We start from the raw sequence: 18,912 nt of genomic DNA on the forward strand, positions 1-18,912 counted from the left end.
TCGTTATCGTCTTGCTGACGACAAAGAGGGGGTCCTGACATGGCCGACATCACCCGGCGCTTCGGATGGCGACACCTGCGCTCCGCGCCCACCGCCCACGTCCGCCACCACAAGCGCGGGGAACTCGCCCACGACGGGACAGGTCAGAGCTTCTGGTACCGCTCACTGTCCGCCGCGCTCTCCGAGATCCCGGTCGACGACCGGGAGCTGGCGATGGCGTTCCACGCCCGCACGGCCGACTTCCAGGACGTCACCGTGCAGGCCACGGTCACCTACCGGATCAGCGACCCCGCCGAGGCCGCCGCCCGCATCGACTTCTCGGTGGATCCCGACACCGGGGTCTGGCGAGGCGCACCCCTGGAACAGATCGCCACCCTGCTCACCGAGACCGCCCAGCAGCACACCCTGGACGTCCTGGCCAGGACTCCTCTCGCCACCGCGCTCGTGGACGGGGTCGCCGCCGTGCGGGAACGGGTCGCCACCGGGCTCGCGGCCGAGCCGCGGCTGCCCGCCACCGGCATCGACGTGGTAGCCGTACGTGTCGTCGCCATCCGCCCCGAGGCGGAGGTCGAGCGTGCCCTGCGCACACCCGCCAGGGAACAGATCCAGCAGGAGGCCGACCGGTCGGTGTACGAGCGCCGGGCCGTCGCGGTCGAGCGCGAGCGCACCATCGCCGAGAACGAGCTCGCCAGCAAGATCGAGCTCGCGCGCCGCGAGGAACAGCTGGTCGACCAGCGGGGCACCAACGCCCGCCGGGAGGCCGAGGAGAAGTCGGCGGCCGACGAGGTGCGCACGGCCGCCGAGGCCGCCCGCACCGTGCGGCTGGCACGCGCCGAGGCGGAAGCCGCGCGGGAGGTCGGGGCGGCACGCGCCGAGGCGCAGGCGGCCTGGCTGCGCGCCCACGCGGACGTCGACCCCGGCACGCTGCACGCCCTGGCCGCGACGCGCCTGGCCGAGAACCTGCCCCGCATCGACAGCCTCACCCTCTCCCCCGACGTCCTGACGGGCCTGCTCGCCAGGCTCGGCAGGCCGGAGCCGGAGGCCCGGGCGTGAGCCTGGCCCCGCGTGCCGTGCTGGTGCACCGCAGGACCGAGTACGAGGAACTGCTGGCCCGGCACGGCACGCACGGGCAGGCCGCGTTCGTGCTCGCCGGACGCGGCCGGTCCATCGAGGAGGTGGCCGAGCGCCACCGGCGCAACGAACAGGCGCTCACCGAGGTGGTGGCCTCCGTGCCGTTGCGGTGGCGCCGGACCCGGGTGGAACGGGCGGACCTCGACCGTTTCCTGTTCGGGCCCGAGGACGTGGTCGTCGTGGCCGGACAGGACGGCCTGGTCGCCAATGCCGCGAAGTACCTGTCAGGACAGCCCGTGGTGGGCATCGACACCGACCCGGGCCGCAACCCCGGGGTCCTCGTACGCCACCGGGCCGGTGACACGGCGGCCCTGTGCCGGGCCGCCGTGTCGCGTGGCTCGCGGGTGGACGCCCTCACGATGACCGAGGCCGTCGCCGACGACACGCAGCGGCTGCTCGCCCTGAACGAGATCTACCTCGGGCCACCGGGCCATCAGACCGCCCGCTACCGCATAGGCCCGGACGGCGGCCGTGACGGCGGCGAGTCCCAGGCGTCCTCGGGCGTACTGGTCGGCACCGGGACCGGCTCGACCGGCTGGCTGCGCTCCCTGTGGCTGGAGCGCGGCAGCCCGCTGCGACTTCCCGCCCCCTCCGACCCGCGGCTGGTCTGGTTCGTGCGTGAGGCCTGGCCCTCACCGGTCACCGGTACGTCGCTGGTCGCGGGCGAACTGGGACCGCGGGACGGCCTCAGGCTCACCGTCGAATCGGACCGCATGGTGGTGTTCGGTGACGGCATGGAGGCCGACGCACTGGAACTGACCTGGGGGCAGTCCGTTCGCCTGAGCGTCTCGGACACCACGCTCAACCTGGTGGCGTGACGCGCGGGTGAGGATGGCCGAGGCCGTCTGCGGATCGCTCCGCCCGACGACCTGACCTAGGGAGAATAATTATTTGCCTAGGACTCATAGGCAGAGTTAGCGTCGACTCCATGAGAGCCGTCAACGAGCAGGACATCCGGGCGTCATTCGTCAACTGTTCCAAGGGAGAGGCGAAGCGCCTGCCGGTGCCCCGGGATCTCGAGGAGCGCCGCTGGGAAGATCTGGACTTCCTGGGCTGGCGCGACCTCTCGGCTCCGGACCGGAGCTATGTCGTCACCGAACTGCGCGGCGAACTCACCGGCATCACGCTCCGCTTCCCCTCCCAGCAGCGCGGATTCCTGCACCGCAGCATGTGCGCGGTCTGTCTGACCACGCACCCTGGCGGCGGGGTGTCACTGATGACCGCCCGGAAGCGGGGACAGGCGGGCCGGGACGGCAATTCGGTGGGCATCTACATCTGCACCGACCTCGACTGCTCCCTGTACGTGCGCGGGAAGAAGACCCCCGCCCCCGGCGGACGCTTCGAGGAGTCGCTGACCGTCGAGCAGCAGATCGAGCGGACCAGGAACAAGCTCACGGCGTTCCTGGACCTGCTCGCCGGCTGAACCGCCGGGAACGCGGTGTGGCGAGGGGGCCGGTCGCGCGGGCGGGCGGAACGGTCCGACGCCGTCCCTCGACCTCTGTACGGCCTCGGGACATCGCCGGCCGTCGGTGCGGGAACCGGGGCACCTCACGGCTGCCCGGTGAGCGGACGGCTTCTCGGCACCACGACCGGTGACGCGTCGCCCGGCGCGCGGAGTATGTCGGCGTCCACTCCGTAGAGCTCCTTCACGAGGGCTTCGTCGACCGTCTCGTCCGGCTTGCCCCGGGCGACGACGCGCCCGTCCTTCATGGCGACGAGAAGGTCGGCGTAGCGTGCCGCGGCCGCCAGGTCGTGCTGCACCATGACGACGGTGCGTCCGGTGGCGGCCACCTCCCGCACCAGCTCCAGGACCTCCACCGCGTGACCGAGGTCGAGGGCGCTGGTGGGTTCGTCGAGGAGGACGACCGGGGTGTGCTGGGCGAGGACCATCGCGAGCCAGCAGCGCTGGCGCTGGCCGCCGGAGAGCCTGTCCAGCCGCTCGGCGGCCAGTTCCGTCGTCCCGGTCGCGTCGAGCGCCTCACGTACGGCGCTCTCGTCCTCCCTGGACCACTGGCGCAGCAGTCCCTGCTGGGGATGGCGGCCGTAGCGGACGAGTCCGGCCACCGTGACGGCCTCGGGTGCGCGCGGTGACTGGGGGAGCAGCGCGACGTGGTGGGCGGCCCGGCGCCGGCTGAGCCCCCAGATGTCCTCGCCGCCGACCCGGACGGTGCCCGAATCGGGGCGGTGCAGGCGCGCGACGGTTCGCAACAGGGTGGACTTCCCGCAGCCGTTGGGGCCGACGATCGCGACGACCTGCCCGGCGGGGACGGTGAGCCCGACGTTCTCGACGACGGGGCGGCCGGGGTATCCGGCGTGGAGCGCGCTGACTTCGAGACCTGGGACGGTCCCGCGGGGTGCGTCGGTCATGGTGGTGGTCAGGCCTTTCCGGTGGCGCGGTCCGGACGGAGCAGGACCCAGAGGAGGAAGGGGCCGCCGAGGACGCTGGTGACGACTCCGACGGGCAGTTCGACAGGTGCGGCGACGCGTCCGAGGGCGTCGGCGGCGGCGATCAGGGCCGCGCCGGTCAGCGCGGAGCCGGTGACCGGGACCCGGGTGGGTCCGGCCAGCCGCTGGGCGAGGACCGGTGCGGCGAGAGCGACGAAGGCGATGGGACCGCCGACGCCGACGGCCGTGCCCGCGAGGGCGACGGCGAGGGCGAGGGCTCCCGCGCGCAGTCGGCGCAGGTCGACTCCGAGCGAGGCCGCGACGTCGTCGTCGAAGCGCAGGAGCTGCAGCCGGTGGCCCACGGCCAGGGCGAACGGGACCAGGACGAGCAGGACCACCGCCATCGGCGTACCGACGCTCCAGTCCCGTCCGTTGAGACTGCCGACGGCCCAGAGGAAGACGCCGCCCGCTGTGTTGTCGTTCTCGCGGGACATGATGAGGTCACTCACCGCGCCGATGAAGGTGGACACGCCGATGCCCGTGACGAGGACGCGGTAGCCGGCGCCTCCCGCTCCGCCCGCGCAGAGGACGACGATCGCCGCGGCCGCGACGGCGCCGACGGGACCGAGCCACCAGTCACCGACCATGCCGGTGGTGGAGCCCGCCGCGGCGGCCACGACTGCCGCCGTGGCACCGTCGTTGACGCCGACCAGGTCGGGGGTGGCGAGGCGGTTGCCCGCGAGGGTCTGGGTGAGGCAGCCGGCGACGCCCAGTGCCGCGCCGACCATGAGACCGGTGAAGATGCGGGGCAGCCTGAAGTCCCGCACGATCATGACGGTGCCGGGGTCGCCCGTGCCGAGGAGCCCGGACACGGTTTCGGTCAGGCTCATTCCGGTCGAACTCGCCATGACCGCGAGGGCGGTGAGCACGGTGATGACCGGCAGCAGGAGCGCGGCGGCGAGCGCGCTTCGGCGCGGAAGGAGCCACGAGAGCGTCCCCGTGCGCAGCACGGTGCTGTCGGGAGGTGTCACGTCGGCGGTGCCGGCCGGCGGGATGTACGGCAGCGGGCCCCCGGTGCGCTTCAGGCCGGTCATGCCTCGGCCCCGGCGGTGGACAGACGGGACGAGCGGGCGATCCAGACGAGAAGGGGGCCGCCCACGAAGGCGAGCAGCACGCTGACCGGGGTCTCCCAGGGCCGGATGACGATGCGGGCCAGGATGTCGGCCAGGATCATGATGTCGGCCGCGATCAGTGCGGACAGGACGAGTTGGGCCGCCGTGCGGGGCCCCGCCAGCGCCCTGGCCGCGTAGGGGGCGAGCAGCCCGAGGAAGGCGATGGGCCCGGCCACGGCGACCGCGCAGCCGGCCAGGAGCGAGACGGCCGCGGCGACGGTCATCCGGATCCGGCCGGGGTGGTGGCCGAGCGAGCGGGCGCCGTCGTCCCCGAGGCCGAGCGCCGACAGGGGGCGCGCGCAGCCGAACGCGGTGAGCAGGCCGAGCGCCACCAGCGGCAGCAGCGGTACGAGGTCGTGCGTCTGCACTCCGGCGAGCGAGCCGATCGTCCAGTACCGGTAGGTGTCGAAGGTCGACCGGGTGCCGAGCAGGACGTAGGAGGTGCAGCCGTGGAAGGTGGCGGCGAGCGCGGATCCCGCCAGGACGAGGCGCAGCGGCGAACCGGCGGTACGCCCCGATCCGGCGAGGAGCAGGACGACCGCGCTCGCGGCCATGCCCCCGACGAGGGCCCAGACCAGCATCGCGCCCGGGGAGTCGGCGCCGAAGAAGGTGAGCCCGAGGACGACGGCGAAAGCGGCCCCGGAGTTGACGCCCAACAGGCCCGTCTCCGCGAGGGGGTTGCGGGTGGCGGCCTGGAGGAGACAGCCGGCCACGCCGAGGCAGGTGCCCACGAGGAGGGCGGCGAGTGTGCGCGGAAGGCGTACGTCCATGACGGCCAGCCGGATCTGGGCGTCGGCGCGGGCCGCGGGGTCGCCGAGGAGGAAGTCCCAGGCGCGCGCGACGGGACTTCCTCCGGTGCCGATGACGAGGGAGAGCAGCACGAGGACCGCGAGAAGGATCAGAAGTCCCGTGGCGTACCGGAGGGTTGGGCGTCCCGGGGGCTGGGGACCTTCGGAGGGGCGGATTCCGGCTGTTCTCGGCCGACCCCCTTGCGCTATCGACATAAGGGTAGCCTAACCTAATTGAACCCGTCCGGTTCCGGCGGGTCATGGGCCCACCTATGCCCTGAAGTGGCGCCGCACGCACCGCTCCTCTCCGATGCAGGCTTCGGAGAGCGCCCTGCCGGAACAGGATTCACTTGAGTAAACGGAGATCCCAGGCCATGGCGCCGTATTCGTCCCCCTCGTCCCGCGGTATCGCACGTCCCGTCGTCTCTGCGACCCTGCTCACGCTCTGCGCGCTCACCCTCGGCGCTTGCGGATCGTCCGGTGGCGAAGCCGGATCCGGTGACGCGGGTGCCGCTGTGACGACCCAGGTCACGGACGCCACCGGGACGAAGGTGAAGGTACCGGCCGACCCGAAGCGCGTGGTCGCCCTCAGCGAGATGGACCTGGACGCCTCCCTCGCCCTGGGCGTCGAACCGGTCGGCCTGACGGCGGGACGCGGTCAGAAGGGCGCCCCTCAGTACCTGGCGGACCAGGCGAAGGGCATCCCGGTGGTGGGCGCGGTCACCGGACCGGACATCGAGAAGGTCGTGCAGGCGAAGCCGGACGTGATCCTCGCCGGGCAACTCGCCGACGAGCAGGTGCTCGCGCAGCTCCGGAAGATCGCGCCGACAGTGGTCACCATCGACGGCACCAAGGACTGGAGGAAGGCCCTCCAGCTCACCGGCACGACGCTCGGCAAGGCGAACGAGGCCGAGAAGTTCCTCACCGACTACGGGACGAAGGCCGCGGCCCTCAAGAAGGATCTCGGCGCGCGGGCCGGCGCGAGCGTGTCCGTCGCCCGCTACTCGGCCAAGGGCACCGCCGTCATGCAGCAGGGCGTCTTCATCAGCGACGTCCTGAAGGACCTCGGCTTCAAGCGTCCCGGTATCCAGAACGAGAAGGGCGAGGGCCACTCGACACCCCTGAGCGACGAGAACATCGGGGAGATCGACGGCGACTGGCTGTTCATCGGCTCCCTGGACGCGGGCACCGACGCCGCCCTGCTCGACCAGCTCGCGGAGAAGCCCGCCTACCAGCAGCTCGGCGCGGTGCGTGAGAAGCACGCGACGGTCATCGACGGGACCAAGTGGACCAGCCTCGGTGGTGCGCAGGCAGCCGTCTCCGTGCTCGACGACATCCGGAAGGCCATGGTCAAGTGAGCCTCGACCAGGACCTCGCCGGCCGGTTCGCCCTCGTGACGGGAGCGGGCCGCGGCATAGGCGAGGCGGTCGTGCGCGCGCTCACCGCCCGGGGGGCCCGCGTCCTCGCCACCGACCTGGCCATGGACGGCATCGCCGCGCTGGAGGAGGCGTACGCCGGCCCGGTGACCGCCCGCACACTCGACGTCACGGATCCCACGGCCGTCGAAGACCTCGTCGAGGAGGCCGAGAGCACACTCGGCCCCCTGGACATCGCGGTCAACGTGGCCGGGATCCTGCGCGGTTCCCGTGTCGCGGACCTGTCGGACGAGGACTGGGCGGCCACCTTCGCCGTCAACACCCACGGTGTGTTCCACGTGTCGCGCTCCTGCTCCCGCCGGATGACCGAGCGGGGCTCCGGCAGCATCGTGACCGTGGCCTCCAACGCCGCGGGCATCCCCCGGACGAACATGGCGGCCTACGCGGCCTCCAAGGCCGCGGCCGTGATGTTCACCAAGTGCCTCGGCCTCGAAGTGGCGTCCAGGGGTGTCCGGTGCAACACCGTCTCCCCGGGTTCGACCCTGACCGACATGCAGCGCGGCATGTGGCCGGCGGGGGACGAGGAGGCCGCGGCCCGCCGCGTCATCGAGGGCGACTCCGCGACGTACCGCACCGGCATACCGCTGGGCCGGATCGCGGACCCCTCCGACACCGCCGACGCCGTCGCCTTCCTGGTGTCCGACCGCGCCCGCCACATCACCATGCACGACCTGTACGTCGACGGCGGAGCCACCCTGCGCGCCTGAGCCCGCCTCCGCCCCGCCCTCCTGCCGACGCTCGAGCCTTCCCCACCGGAGACCACCCATGTCTGCATCTCTGCGCGTCCCTGCCGCTCCTCCCCCACTCGACTCCGCCGGTGCGGCGACCGCTCTGCTGGAGGCCTACCGGCCCGGCACCGACCGCTTCCTCGCCACCCCCCGGCACACCCTGCTGGGCTCCGGGACCGCTGCGCCGGTACCCCACGACTCACGGCCCCTGGCCTCGCGGGTCAGGGAGGTCCTTGACGCCGCCCGACGCACCGGCGCCCCCGCCCCCGTCGTCATGGGCTCGATCCCGTTCGCGCCCGGTGACGCGGCGTCACTCGCCGTCCCGGAGACGGTCCGCCGGGCGCCCGCCCTGCGCGCGGACCCGCTCATAGCCCTGCACGGCCCGGCCGTGGAACACGGCGACGAGTGGCGGATCAGAGAAGTGCCCTCGGCCGAGGAGTACTCCGCGGCCGTGGCCGCCGCCGTGGGGCGCATGCGTGCCGGGGAGTTCGACAAGGTCGTACTCGCCCGCACACTGGAACTGACGTCGACGCGTGACCTGGACCTGCCTGCCATGCTGGGCCGGCTGGCACGCCGCGACCCGGACGGTTACACCTTCGCCGTCCCCAGCGGCCCCGGCCGCACCCTCGTGGGCGCGAGCCCCGAGCTCCTCGTCGCACGGAGGGGCGCCCGGCTCGTCGCCAACCCCCTCGCCGGGTCCGCCCAGCGCAGCGGTGATCTGGCGGAGGACGTGCGGAGGGCGGCCACGCTGCTGGACTCGCCGAAGGACCTCCACGAGCACGCGGTCGTGGTCGACGCGATCCGCGAGGCACTCGCGCCGTTCTGCGTGCGCCTGGACGTGCCCGAGCGCCCCACCCTCGTACGGACCGCCGCCATGTGGCATCTGTCGACGACCCTGACCGGGGAGCTGCGCGACCCGTCGTCCACCGCCCTGGACCTGGCGTCGGCCCTGCATCCCACTCCGGCGGTCTGCGGCACACCGACCGAGGCGGCCCGGCAGGTCATCGCGGAGTCCGAGCCCTTCGACCGGGGCGCGTACACCGGCATGGTCGGCTGGCAGGACGCGGACGGCGACGGTGACTGGGTCGTGACCATCCGCTGCGCCGAGGCGGAGGGCCGCACACTGCGGCTGTTCGCCGGCGCGGGTGTGGTGGCGGAGTCCTCCCCGGCCGCCGAGACGGCGGAGACCGGGGCCAAGTTCCGGACCTTCCTGAGTGCCGTGGGAGCCGCCCTGTGACCGCCCGTCAGGCAGTAGACGCACCCACCTGGCCGGCCGAGTTCGCCGAGCGCTACCGCGCGGCGGGCCACTGGCGCGGCGAGACCTTCGGCGGGGTGCTGCGCGAGCGTGCCGCGGCCCACCCGGACCGCGTGGCGGTCGTCGATCCGGCCCCCGGACGCCGCGAGTGGACGTACGGGCAGCTGGACGAGCGGGCCTCGCGGCTGGCCGCCGGTCTCGCGGCGCGCGGTATCGCCCCGGGTGACCGGGTCGTGGTCCAGCTCCCGAACGTCGCCGAGTTCATCGAAGTCGTCTTCGCGCTCTTCCGGATCGGCGCCCTGCCCGTCTACGCGCTCCCCGCGCACCGCGAGACGGAGATCGAGTACTTCTGCTCGTTCACCGAGGCCGTGGCCTACGTGATTCCGGACCGCCACGCCGGCTTCGACCATCTCGCGCTGGCGTCGAAGGTCAAGGAGCGCACGCCGAGCCTGCGGCACGTGTTCGTCGTCGGCTCACCGGGCGAGCACACCGCGCTTTCGGAGGTGCCGTGTGAGCCCACGGACACCGGACACGAGCCCCGGCCGCACGATCTGGCGTTCCTCCAGCTGTCGGGCGGCACGACCGGTGTGCCCAAGCTCATCCCGCGCACGCACGACGACTACATCTACTCGCTGCGCGGATCGAACGAGATCTGCGGTGTCGACGCCGCCACCCGGTTCCTCGTCCTCCTCCCCGCCGCGCACAACTTCCCGATGAGCTCCCCGGGGTGGCTGGGGACGCTGTACGCCGGAGGGACCGTGGTCCTGTGCCCGAGCCCCGACCCGGCGACGGCGTTCCCCCTCGTCGAACGCGAACGCGTCACCATGACCGGGATGGTTCCGCCGCTCGCCCTGGTGTGGACGGAGGCCGCGCCCGGCTCCGCGCACGACCTGTCGAGCCTGGACCTGGTCCTCGTCGGCGGAGCCAAGTACAGCGAGGCGGCGGCCCGCCGCCTGGAACCCGCGCTGGGCTGCCGGCTCATGCAGGTCTTCGGCATGGCGGAGGGGCTCGTCAACTACACGCGCCTGGACGACGACCACGAGACCGTGGTCACCACCCAGGGCCTGCCGATCTCGGAGGACGACGAGATCCGTGTCGTCGACGACGAGGACGAGGACGTCCCCGAGGGAGGGTTCGGCCACCTGCTGACCCGTGGCCCGTACACGATCCGCGGCTACTGGCGTGCTCCCGAGCACAACCGGAAGGCCTTCACCGAGGACGGCTTCTACCGCACCGGCGACATCGTGCGCCGCACCCCGACGGGTCATCTCGTCGTCGAGGGGCGTGCCAAGGACCAGATCAACCGTGGCGGCGAGAAGGTCGCCCCGGAGGAGATCGAGAACATCATCCTCGGCCACCCGTCGGTGCACGACGTGTCGGTCGTGGGGGTGGCCGACGAGTACCTGGGCGAGCGCACCCTGGCCTACGTCGTCCTGCGCGAGGGCGCCGAACCTCTGAAGGCACCGGCGGTCAAACGGCTCGTGCGTGAACGCGGTGTCGCCGCGTACAAGATCCCCGACCTCGTCGAATTCGTCGAGGCGTTCCCGCAGACAGGGATCGGCAAGGTCAGCAAGAAGGGCCTGCGTTCCGACGCGTCCCCCGGCCGCGCCGTGTCCGGCCGGCACTGAGATCAGCACCGAGTTCCGCCCAGAGCGGCACCGAAAGGTTCCACCACCCATGGCTCTTCCCGCCATCCCGTCCTACGCCCTGCCGACCGCAGCGGAACTGCCCGCGAACCGCGTGGACTGGACCGTCGACCCCGCGCGGGCCGTGCTGCTGGTCCACGACCTGCAGAACCACTTCCTCGGCGCGTTCCCGCCCGGGGAGCAGCCGCTCACCGGCATGCTCCGCAACACCTCCCGCCTCCTCGCGGAGTACCGCCGCCTCGGTGTGCCGGTCGTCTACTCGGTCCAGCGCGGCGGTCAGACGGCGGAGGAACGCGGCCTCCAGCTCGACTTCTGGGGCCCCGGCGCCGCCGACGACCCCGAGGCGCTGGCCGTTCCCGACGCCGTCGCACCCGCGGACGGCGACACCGTACTGACCAAATGGAAGTACAGCGCGTTCGTGCGGACCGAACTGGAGTCGCTGTTGCGTGAGTCGGGCCGCGACCAACTGGTGATCACCGGCGTGTACGCGCACATCGGGGTGCTCATGAGTGCCTGCGACGCGTGGATGCGTGACATCCAGGCCTTCGTGGTCGCCGACGCCGTCGCGGACTTCTCCCGCGAGGACCATGACATGGCACTGCGCTGGGCGGCGGGCCGCTGCGCGGTCGTCCTCCCGGCCGACGCGCTTCTGAAGGAGGTCTGAACGCCGTGGCGCTCACCCTTGAACTGATCCGCCAGGATGTCGCCGAAGTCCTCGGTGAGGACCCCGCGGACATCCCGCTCGACGAGAACCTCCTGGACTACGGCCTGGACTCGGTGCGCATCATGGCCCTGCTGGGCCGCTGGCGCCGGGACCACGGTGTCGTGGCGGACTTCGCCGACCTGGCCGAGCAGCCGGCCATCGACGCCTGGGCTCCCCTGCTGGGCGCCTCATGACCGTCCTGCTCACCGCTGCCGACGGGGCCGGACCGGACGCCCCGGCCGTCGTACTCCCTCTGACCGCGGCCCAGTCGGGCATGTGGTTCGCGCAGTCGCTCGATCCGCTCAGCCCGGCGCAGAACACGGCGGAGTGCCTGGAGATCGACGGGCCCCTCGACCCGGAACTGTTCGCGGCGGCCCTGCGCCGCGTGACCGCCGAGGCCGACGCCCTGCGTGTGTCCGTCGAGGACTCCCCGGAGGGTCCCCGTCAGCGTGTCCTCCCCTCCGTCGGGCTGCCGCTCACGACGCACGACCTGCGGGGCGCCCCGGACGCCGGCCGGCGGGCCGATGAGTGGATGCGCGCCGACCTGGCCGTGCCCTTCGACCTGACGGCCGGCCCCCTCTTCCGGCACGCCCTCTTCCGTGTGGGCGAGGACCGGTGGCTGTGGTACCAGCGCATCCACCACCTGGTCATGGACGGATTCGGCTACTCGCTCCTCGTACGCCGGACCGCCGAGGTCTACACAGCGCTGGTGAAGGGTGAGGAGCCTGCGCCCCGGACGTTCGGGAGGCTGGCCGACCTGGTCACCGAGGACGCCGCCTACCGGTCCTCCGAGGCCTTCGCCGCCGACCGCGCCCACTGGTCCGCGGCGTTCGCCGACCGTCCGGAGGTGCCTCGGCTCGCGGGCCGCGGGGCGCTGCCGTCACGGACGTTCCTCCGGCGCACCGCGCACCTCGGCCCCGAGGCCACCGAGGGCGTGCGGGACCTGGCCGCCCGGCTCCGCGCCACCTGGCCGGACGTCCTGATCGCCGCCCAGGCCCTCTACACCTCGCGGGCGACCGGCCGCCAGGAGGTCGTACTGGGCCTGCCGATGATGGGCCGTATGGGGTCCGTCTCGCTGCGGGTTCCCGGCATGGTCATGAACGTGCTCCCGCTCCGGCTGGACGTCGCCCCGGAGGCCACCTTCGCCGAACTGGTCCGCCAGGTGGTCCTCGGGATCCGCGAGGTCCGGCGCCACCAGCGCTACCGCTACGAGGACATCCGCCGCGACCTGCGCCTGCTCGGCGAGAACCGGGGGTTGGCCGGCCCCCTCGTCAACGTCATGCCCTTCGACTACGACGTGGACTTCGCGGGCGCCGCCGCCCGGGCCCGCAATCTGTCCGCCGGGCCGGTCGACGACCTGACGGTCAACATCTACGACCGGGCCGACGGCCGTGGTCTGCGCATCGACCACGACGGCAATCCCGCGCTGTACGACGACGGGGAGCTGGCCGCGCACCAGGACCGCCTCCTGGATCTGGTGGAGCGGCTGAGCCGGACCGACCCCCACGTCCCGACGGCCGTGCACGGCATCGCCACGGCGGCCGAACTGGAGCTGGTCGTCGGTACGTTCAACGACACCGGCCGTCCGCTGCCGCCCACGACGCTGATCGGCCCGATCGAGTCGCGTGCCGCGCGCACCCCCGGGGCGACCGCCCTGGTGTACGGCGACACCTCGCTGACCTACGAGGAGCTGAACATCCGGGCCAACCGCCTGGCCCGGCACCTGCGGACGCTCGGCGCCCGGCCGGGCGCGGTGGTGGCGGTGTCGGTGCCGCGCTCGGTGGAGCTCGTCGTGTCGCTGCTCGCCGTCCTGAAGGCGGGGGCGGCGTACCTGCCGCTGGACCCCGACTATCCGCAGCAGCGGCTCGGGTACATGCTGCGGGACGCGGCCCCGGTGTGCGCGGTGACCGACCGGCCGGGGCGGCTCCCCGAGGACACGGGGACCCCGCTGGTCGTGCTGGAGGGCCTCGACGTCTCGGAGTACCTCTGGGTGAACCCGGCGCGTCCTCTCACTCCGGCGCACCCGGCGTACGTCATCTACACCTCCGGCTCGACGGGCCGCCCCAAGGGGGTCGTCGTGTCGCACGCTGCGATCGACAACCGGCTGCGGTGGATGCAGGGCGCCTACGGGCTGACCGCGGACGACCGGGTGCTGCAGAAGACCCCCTCGTCGTTCGACGTGTCCGTGTGGGAGTTCTTCTGGCCGCTGCGCCAGGGCGCCGCGCTTGTGGTCGCCGAACCCGGCGGCCACAAGGACCCGGCCTACCTGGCCCGGCTGATCCGCGAACAGGGCGTCACCACCTGTCACTTCGTGCCGTCGATGCTCCAGGTCTTCCTCGCGGAGGCGGAGACGGACGGGTGCGGAAGCCTCAGGAGGGTCTTCTGCAGCGGTGAGGCGCTGCCGCGCGAGACCGCCGACGCGTTCGGACGGGAACTGCCGGGCGTCGAACTGCACAATCTGTACGGCCCCACCGAGGCGGCCGTCGACGTCACCTTCCACGCGTGCGCGGCGGAGGCGAGCGGCCCGGTACCCATCGGCCGGCCCGTCTGGAACACCCGCCTGTACGTGCTCGACGCGGCGCTGCACCCGTGCCCGCCGGGGATCCCCGGCGAGCTCTACCTGGCGGGGCGGCAGCTCGCCGACGGCTACCTGAACCGTCCGGAGCTGACCGCGTCCCGCTTCGTCGCCGACCCGTTCGGCCGTCCGGCGGAGCGCATGTACCGCACGGGGGACCTGGCGCGGTGGACGGCGCAGGGCGAGGTCCTCTACCTCGGCCGCACGGACGACCAGGTCAAGCTCCGCGGGCAGCGCGTCGAACTGGGCGAGATCGAGACGGCGCTGACGGCCCGGGAGGGGGTGGACGCCGCCTGCGCCCTCGTGCGGGAGGACCGGCCGGGCGAGCAGCGGCTCGTCGGCTACATCACCGGAGACGCCGATCCCGTGGGTGTGCGCGCCTCGCTGGCGCGGGAGCTGCCGGAGCACATGGTGCCGGCCGCCGTGGTGGCACTGGACGCCTTCCCGCTCAGTCCCAACGGCAAGCTGGACCGGCGCGCCCTGCCCGCACCGGTGTTCAGCGGCGGCGCCGCCGCGCGGCGGCCGTCGGACGCGCGGGAGGAAGCGCTGACACGCCTGTTCGCGCAGGTGCTCGGCGTGGACGAAGTCGGGCCGGACGACGCGTTCTTCGACATGGGGGGTACCTCGTTGCTCGCCGTGCGGCTCGTGGCGCGCGTACGGGAGGACTTCGGGGCGGAACTGACCATCGGCTCGCTGTTCGAGTCCCCGACGCCTGCCGCGCTCGCGGCCCGGCTCGGCTCCACCGGGCCGGCGTCGGAGGACGCGCTCGACGTCGTGCTGCGGCTGCGCGGAGGGGAGGGCCGGCCCCCGCTGTTCGCCATCCATCCGGCCGGCGGGATCGCGTGGTGCTACGCCGGCCTGTCGGCCCGCCTGGGCCCCGAACAGCCGGTGTACGGCATCCAGGCGCGTGGGCTGGCCGGGGACGAGCCGCTGCCGCTCACCCTGGAGGAGGAAGCGGCCGACTACCTCCGGCACATCCGCGCGGTCCAGGAGCACGGCCCGTACCGGCTGCTGGGCTGGTCCGTCGGCGGCGTGCTCGCGCACACCGTGGCCGTACTGCTCCAGGAGGCGGGCGAGGAGGTCGAGCTGCTCGCGATGCTCGACTCCTTCCCGGCCGAGCAGTGGCGGGAACGCCCGGCGCCCGAGGAGGGTGACGCGCTGACCGCGGTGCTGCGGATGGCGGGCTTCGAGCGCACGCACGAGAAGGACCGTGACGACGTGCTGTCGACACTGCGCCGGGCGGGGAGCCCGCTGGCCGGACTCAGTGACCGCGCGCTGTCGAGGATCGTCGACATCGTGCCCAACCACGCCCGCATGATGAGGGAGCACCACCACCGGGGTTACGACGGTGACCTGTTGTTCTTCACGGCCGCTGCCCCGCGTGCTGAGGACTGGCTGACCCGCGAGGCGTGGCGGGCCCATGTGTCGGGTTCCGTCGACAACCACGACCTGGAGTGCACCCACCCGCAGTTGATGCAGGACCGTCATCTCGACGAGATCGCGGCCGTCCTGGCGGTCCGCCTGAAGGAGCTGGACTCATGAGTGCGAGGAGCGGGCCGTTCGACCCGGGCCCCGGGGACCGTGCCACGCACGTGGTGCTGGAGAACACCTCCGGCCGACTGTCGCTCTGGCCGGTCTGGAGGGAGGTGCCGGCGGGGTGGTCCGTCCGGTTCGGACCGGCTCCGCACGAGGCGTGCGCCGCCACGCTGGAGCCGGCCCGGTGAAGGGCTGGCGTCCGGCCGCCCCTACGGCGTGGGGGCGGCCGGGCCCAGCAGGTCCACGAGGCCGTCTGCCAGCTCCGTGCGCCAGCACAGGTAGTCGTGGCCGCCGTTGAACTCCCGGTACGCGGCGTCGTCGTAGCCGGCCGCCGCCAGGACCTCACGCAGACGCCTGGCGGCGGGCAGGGCGACCCATTCCTGCTCTCCGAAGGACAGCCAGAAGCGGACAGGCAGGCGCGGTGTCCGGGCGATCCGGTCGGTGAGCCACTGCGCCTGGGGTCCGTCGGGCCACCAGAAGGAGCCCGACTGGGCGAGGACGTTGCCGAAACGGCCCGGGGCGGACAGCGCCGCGTGGGCGGCGGCGAGGCCGCCCAGGCTCTGTCCCGCGACGACGGTGCGGGCCGGGTCGCCGGTGACCGGGAGCCGTGCCGCCGCCCAGGGCAGCAGCTCGTCGGCGAGGAAGGCGACGAACTCCGGGCGACAGGTCAGTTCGGACCACCGTGTGTCCGCGTCCACGGAATCCGGCAGCAGGGCGACGAGCGGCGGGATACGGCCGTCGGCGATCAGGTTGTCCAGCAGATGCGCGAGCCCGAGGCGCGGTTGCCAGTGCTCGCCGTCGAGGAGGACGACCACGGGGAGCTCCGCCGGGTGCGCCGGGTGCGTCGGCGGTTCGTACAGCCAGACGCGGCGGCTGCCGCCCCCCAGCCTGCCGGACGGCACCTCGTGGGCGGCCACCCGGCCACGGGCTGCTCCCGGCCGCGGCTGCCAGTCCTGCCCGCCGGGCGCCGCCGGGAGCTCGGCGTAGGAGACCGGGCCGCCGCTCCATCGGCGAGGCAGCGTACGGCTGTTGAGCGGGTCATGGTGGCGCCGCGTGCGCAGCCACTGCCAGTAGCCGGCGGTACCGGGCTCGGGGCCGTCCCCCTCGTCCACGTAGAAGTCGTAGGTGCCACGCCAGTCGTGCCGCAGGCGCAACGACCAGTGCCAGACGTCCGTGCCGGGCACCCGCTCCATCAGGTTGCCCTCGGGCGCGCGGGGGTCTCCGAGCTTGTTGGGCAGTACCTGCACGGCGCGGGTGGCGGGGGCGCCGCGCCACAGGAACGTCACCACCCGGTGGTCGGGGCTACCTTGGGGGTCGGGGGACACGAGGGGTGTGCCACTTCCTCCGACCGCCGTCCAGAACTCCTCGGTGGCACCCGGGCCGGGGAGCAGGCCTGCCGGCTCCGCGATCCGCGGTACCGCGTCCGGGCGCACGGTGCGCGGCGGCCGGCGCGGGATGTCGGGCGGCGGCGGTGACGTGATCACGAGAGGGACTCCGAACAACGAGGACCAAAAACTAAGGGTTACCTTACTCGCGCGAGACGGCCAGGAGTGCCGTGATCCATGCAGGTTAGGCTAACCTAAGTTCATTCGGAGGGCTCGACAGGTCGCGCCCGGAAGGCCGTCGGCCGGCCGACCCGCGCCCTCCTCTCCCCTTCACCTCTCTCCGCCGCCCTGGAGCAGCTCACCATGAACCCCGCCAGACCCCGCACACGCACGTCCTCGCCCGCTCTCCCCCGGCCCCGGCTGGGCCGGATGGCCGCTCTCGCCGCAGGCGCCACGCTGGGCATCGGCGCCCTGGCCGTCGCGCCCCTCGCGGCCGGCCACGCCGATGGGGAGGCGACCGGAGCCTTCGCCCTCGCCGCCGAGACCGTGGCACCCGCGGTCACCCTGGGCGCCACCACCGTGAAGCCGGGCGGCACGGTGCCGTTCCGGGCGTCGGGCTTCCCGGCCGGAGCCACCCTGAGCGTCAAGTTCGACGACTCGGTCCTGCTCGGGCAGTTCCCCGTCGACGAGGACGGCACCGCCTCGGGGACGGTGACCGTACCGGCCGGCGCCGCACCGGGCGGCGGTCACTGGCTGCGTTTCCTGGCGCCGCAGACGAGTGTCCGCAGCGAAGGCCTGACCGTGACCGGCAGCGCGCCGGAACCGACACCGTCACCCACCCCCAGCCCCACCCCGGCGCCCACCGCACCCCCGACGACCACGCCGCCCGCCTCGGGGCCCACCGTGCGACTGGCGGACTCCGAGGTCGCGGCGGGCGGCAGGGTCACCTTCACCCTCTCCGGGTTCGCCAGGGGCCAGAGCGTCACGGTGAAGCTGGACGACGTCGAAATCATCGGACGGTGGCCCTCGGCCGTGAAGGCGGACGGCACCCTGACCGCCGCGGTCACCGTCCCCAAGACGACGTCGGCCGGGGCTCACTGGCTGCGCTTCCTGGCACCGGACCCCTCGACCAGCCTCAAGGCCGGCATCTCGGTGACGTCGACCGGCTCGGGCGGCGGCGGTTCGGGAACGGGGGGCGGCGCGGACACCGGCGGCGGCTCGGGCGGATCCGGCGGCTCGGGTGGCTCCGGCGGTGACGGCGGGTCGTCCGGGTCCGGCGGCGGTCCGGGCAGCACCGCAGGCACCTCGGCCACCATCACCGCGGGTTCCCGCACAGCCGCCGGAGGAAGGGTGTCCTTCCGGGTGACGGGCTTCCCGGCGGGACAGCGACTCACCGTCAAGCTCGACGACTCCACGATCATCGGGCAGTGGCCGAACGGTATCGGGGCGGACGGCTCCCTCTCCGCGTCGGTCACCCTTCCGGCGGATGTCACGAAGGGCGCCCACTGGCTGCGCTTCCTCGCCCCGAACCCCTCAACGAGCCTCAAGGCCGGCTTCACCGTCACCTCCGGCGCGCCGGCCGGGCAGTCGGCGGCGGGCGGACCCTCCGGCGGCGCGGGCGGACCCGCCGGCGCCACCACCGTGCCGGCGGCCACCGGCGCGCCGGCCGCCGCCTCCAACTCCCGGGGCGCCAAGGCCTCGATAACGGCCAGCCAGGTGCAGCCGGGCGGAAGGATCCCGTTCGAGGTGACGAAGTTCCCCGCCGGCCGGACGGTCACCATCAAGCTGGACGACGAGGAGATCCTGGGTCAGTGGAAGGCCGACGCCGCAGGCTCGTACAGGGGCGAGGTCACGATCCCGGCCGGTACTTCCGTGGGCGCCCACTGGCTGCGCTTCCTGGCACCCGACCCCGCCACCACCCTCAAGGTCGACTTCACGGTGACCGAGCCGGGCGCGGCGGTCCCGGGGGCCGCCCCGGCGGTTGCCGTGTCCGAGCAGGCCGCACCGGACACCGTCGCGGCGTCGGCGTCCGTCTCCTACGCGACGATCGCCTGGTCGGCGGGTGCCGCCGCGGTGGGCGGCGCAGCCGGAGCCGGGGCCACGACCCTGCTCGTCGTGCGCCGCCGCTCGGGCGGGCACGCGGCGCGCGGCTGACGACGCAGGCACCGACACGGCTCCCCCGAAGGCGAGTTGTCGCGCACGTCACACACCTGAGTGCGAGTTACTTAGGTA

16 protein-coding genes are annotated in these 18,912 nt (G+C 73.2%); 12 read left to right on the forward strand and 4 right to left on the reverse strand.

The features are described from left to right. The first annotated feature begins 39 nt into the window (after window positions 1–39). The 3 genes from ACHFIV_RS24020 (at window position 40) to ACHFIV_RS24030 (ending at window position 2,554) form a co-directional block, all read left to right on the forward strand. The gene (locus ACHFIV_RS24020) at window positions 40–1,053 is read left to right on the forward strand and encodes an SPFH domain-containing protein (protein WP_398972669.1); all 1,014 of its coding nucleotides are present in this window, start codon (window positions 40–42) and stop codon (window positions 1,051–1,053) included. Further along, window positions 1,050–1,949 (forward strand): hypothetical protein, encoded by a 900-nt coding sequence (locus ACHFIV_RS24025; RefSeq protein WP_398972672.1) that lies wholly within the window; start codon window positions 1,050–1,052, stop codon window positions 1,947–1,949. Before ACHFIV_RS24020 ends, ACHFIV_RS24025 begins: the two co-directional genes overlap by 4 nt. A 110-nt stretch (window positions 1,950–2,059) precedes the next feature. Next, window positions 2,060–2,554: an FBP domain-containing protein gene (locus ACHFIV_RS24030; RefSeq protein WP_398972675.1), complete on the forward strand. Its 495-nt coding sequence runs from the start codon at window positions 2,060–2,062 to the stop codon at window positions 2,552–2,554. A 125-nt stretch (window positions 2,555–2,679) separates the two neighbouring features. On the opposite strand, the gene ACHFIV_RS24035 is transcribed toward ACHFIV_RS24030, so the two are convergent. Genes ACHFIV_RS24035 through ACHFIV_RS24045 form a run of 3 tightly spaced genes read right to left on the reverse strand, consistent with a single transcriptional unit; the run spans window position 2,680 to window position 5,692 of the window. After that, entirely contained in the window at window positions 2,680–3,498 is an 819-nt protein-coding gene (locus tag ACHFIV_RS24035) for an ABC transporter ATP-binding protein (RefSeq protein ID WP_398972678.1), read from the reverse strand. An 8-nt stretch (window positions 3,499–3,506) separates the two neighbouring features. Further along, entirely contained in the window at window positions 3,507–4,610 is a 1,104-nt protein-coding gene (locus ACHFIV_RS24040; RefSeq protein ID WP_398972681.1) for a FecCD family ABC transporter permease, read from the reverse strand. Then, window positions 4,607–5,692 carry a FecCD family ABC transporter permease gene (locus ACHFIV_RS24045; RefSeq protein ID WP_398972684.1) on the reverse strand — a complete coding sequence of 362 codons (1,086 nt, stop codon included), beginning with the start codon at window positions 5,690–5,692 and terminating at the stop codon, window positions 4,607–4,609. Before ACHFIV_RS24045 ends, ACHFIV_RS24040 begins: the two co-directional genes overlap by 4 nt. Window positions 5,693–5,850: 158 nt before the next feature. Here ACHFIV_RS24045 and ACHFIV_RS24050 point away from each other — a divergent pair, with 158 nt between their 5' ends. From ACHFIV_RS24050 to ACHFIV_RS24085, 8 genes are read left to right on the forward strand one after another with little or no spacing between them, the layout of a single operon-like run. Beyond that, window positions 5,851–6,834, forward strand: coding sequence for an ABC transporter substrate-binding protein (locus tag ACHFIV_RS24050; protein WP_398972687.1), 984 nt, complete (start codon window positions 5,851–5,853; stop codon window positions 6,832–6,834). Beyond that, entirely contained in the window at window positions 6,831–7,619 is a 789-nt protein-coding gene (locus ACHFIV_RS24055; protein WP_398972691.1) for a 2,3-dihydro-2,3-dihydroxybenzoate dehydrogenase, read from the forward strand. The genes ACHFIV_RS24050 and ACHFIV_RS24055 overlap by 4 nt, the downstream gene beginning before the upstream one ends. Window positions 7,620–7,677: 58 nt before the next feature. Beyond that, window positions 7,678–8,877, forward strand: a complete 1,200-nt coding sequence (locus ACHFIV_RS24060; protein WP_398972693.1) for an isochorismate synthase — start codon at window positions 7,678–7,680, stop codon at window positions 8,875–8,877. Next, the gene (locus ACHFIV_RS24065) at window positions 8,874–10,523 is read left to right on the forward strand and encodes a (2,3-dihydroxybenzoyl)adenylate synthase (RefSeq protein WP_398972695.1); all 1,650 of its coding nucleotides are present in this window, start codon (window positions 8,874–8,876) and stop codon (window positions 10,521–10,523) included. Before ACHFIV_RS24060 ends, ACHFIV_RS24065 begins: the two co-directional genes overlap by 4 nt. Window positions 10,524–10,572: 49 nt before the next feature. Further along, window positions 10,573–11,205, forward strand: coding sequence for an isochorismatase family protein (locus tag ACHFIV_RS24070; RefSeq protein ID WP_398972698.1), 633 nt, complete (start codon window positions 10,573–10,575; stop codon window positions 11,203–11,205). A gap of 5 nt (window positions 11,206–11,210) precedes the next feature. Further along, the gene (locus ACHFIV_RS24075; protein WP_398972700.1) at window positions 11,211–11,438 is read left to right on the forward strand and encodes a phosphopantetheine-binding protein; all 228 of its coding nucleotides are present in this window, start codon (window positions 11,211–11,213) and stop codon (window positions 11,436–11,438) included. Next, a complete protein-coding gene (locus ACHFIV_RS24080) occupies window positions 11,435–15,361 on the forward strand; it encodes an amino acid adenylation domain-containing protein (protein WP_398972703.1) in 3,927 nt (1,308 codons plus the stop codon). The genes ACHFIV_RS24075 and ACHFIV_RS24080 overlap by 4 nt, the downstream gene beginning before the upstream one ends. Beyond that, complete coding sequence (locus ACHFIV_RS24085; protein WP_398972706.1) at window positions 15,358–15,543, forward strand: MbtH family NRPS accessory protein; 186 nt, start codon at window positions 15,358–15,360, stop codon at window positions 15,541–15,543. Before ACHFIV_RS24080 ends, ACHFIV_RS24085 begins: the two co-directional genes overlap by 4 nt. Window positions 15,544–15,564: 21 nt before the next feature. Here ACHFIV_RS24085 and fes read toward each other — a convergent pair whose 3' ends face one another. Continuing rightward, the gene (gene fes, locus ACHFIV_RS24090) at window positions 15,565–16,839 is read right to left on the reverse strand and encodes an enterochelin esterase (protein WP_398972709.1); all 1,275 of its coding nucleotides are present in this window, start codon (window positions 16,837–16,839) and stop codon (window positions 15,565–15,567) included. Window positions 16,840–17,043: 204 nt separating this feature from the next. Here fes and ACHFIV_RS24095 point away from each other — a divergent pair, with 204 nt between their 5' ends. Continuing rightward, window positions 17,044–18,834, forward strand: coding sequence for a hypothetical protein (locus ACHFIV_RS24095; RefSeq protein ID WP_398972712.1), 1,791 nt, complete (start codon window positions 17,044–17,046; stop codon window positions 18,832–18,834). Window positions 18,835–18,912: the final 78 nt, after the last annotated feature.

It is taken from the genome of Streptomyces sp. ALB3 (assembly GCF_044385685.1).
In the GTDB taxonomy this organism is placed as follows: domain Bacteria; phylum Actinomycetota; class Actinomycetes; order Streptomycetales; family Streptomycetaceae; genus Streptomyces.